The 1,205-nt window shown below is 70.4% G+C and carries 1 protein-coding gene; it reads left to right on the forward strand.

Annotation, left to right across the window (positions count from 1 at the left end; translation table 11 throughout):
- Positions 1-1,085: transposase (locus ACFYX0_RS47930; RefSeq protein WP_388982194.1), on the forward strand; the 1,085-nt coding region annotated here is incomplete at its 5' end.
- Positions 1,086-1,205 lie beyond the last annotated feature (120 nt).

Consider the following 1,205-nt stretch of genomic DNA (forward strand, 5'->3'; position numbering starts at 1 on the left):
ACGCGCTGGCCGGCCTGTTCCTCCAGTCGCTGCACCTGGCGCAGAAGCTGGGCATGGTCAGGCTGGGCCGCGTCGCCCTGGACGGCACCAAGCTCGAGGCCAGCGCCTCCAAGCACAAGGCGATGAGCTACGGCCGGCTGACCGAAAAGGAGGAGCGCGTCGAGGCCGAGATCGCCGAACTGGAGGCCAAGGCCGCCGCTCTGCTGGCCGAGGCGGAAGCCACCGACACCGCCGAGGATGAGGCATTCGGCGCCGACGGCAAGGACGTGGACCTGCCCGCCGAGCTGGACCGCCGGGAGAAGCGCCTGGCCAAGCTGCAGGCTGCCCGCGCGCAGATCGAGGCCGAGGCCGCTGACAAGGCCCGCGCTCACGCCGAGGACAAGGAGCGCAGACGCCAGGAGCGCGCCCACGCCGCCGACGAGCAGGCCGTCACCGACGCCGGCGAGAAGGCCGCCGCCAAGGCCCGGCCCAAGCCCAAGGCGCAGGCCAACTTCACCGACCCCGACTCGCGGATCATGAAGAACAGCGACGGCGCCTACATCCAGGCCTACAACGCCCAAGCCGTCGTCGACGACAAGCACCAGGTCATCACCGCCGCCGACGTGACGACGAACCCGTCAGACGCGCTGAACTACACCACGATGCTCGACCAGTCCGCGCACAACACCGGCGCCCATGCTCGGCAGGCACTGCTCGACGCCGGGTACTGCTCGGAGGCGAACCTGGAAGCCGCGAAGAAGCGCCAACTGTCCTGCGGCACCGACACGTTCATGGCCACCGGCCGACTCAAGCACGACGAGCAGGTCCCGCCCGCACCCCGCGGACGCATCCCCAAGGACGCCACCTTGAAGGAGCGGATGGCCCGCAAGCTGCGGACCAAGCCCGGCAAGGCCGCCTACAGCCGCCGCAAGGCCATCGTCGAACCCGTCTTCGGTCAGATCATGACCTGCCAGAATGGCCGCCGACTCCTCCTGCGGGGCGAGAACGGGGCACGGGGCGAGTGGCGGCTGCTGGCCGCCTGCCACAACCTCCGCAAGATCTTCCGACACGCCGGAATGGCAGGGCTCACCGCACTGACCGGGTGACCGGCCCGGCAGGCCGGGACCCCGGGCCCCGTCGCCCGGTCGCCCGACCGGGCGACCGCAATCAATCACCCCGATCACGACCGGCCGGCCAATTGCCTGTTACTGACCCACGCTCCTAGC

This window comes from Streptomyces sp. NPDC002573 (genome assembly GCF_042889625.1).
Taxonomy (GTDB): Bacteria; Actinomycetota; Actinomycetes; order Streptomycetales; family Streptomycetaceae; genus Streptomyces; species Streptomyces gibsoniae.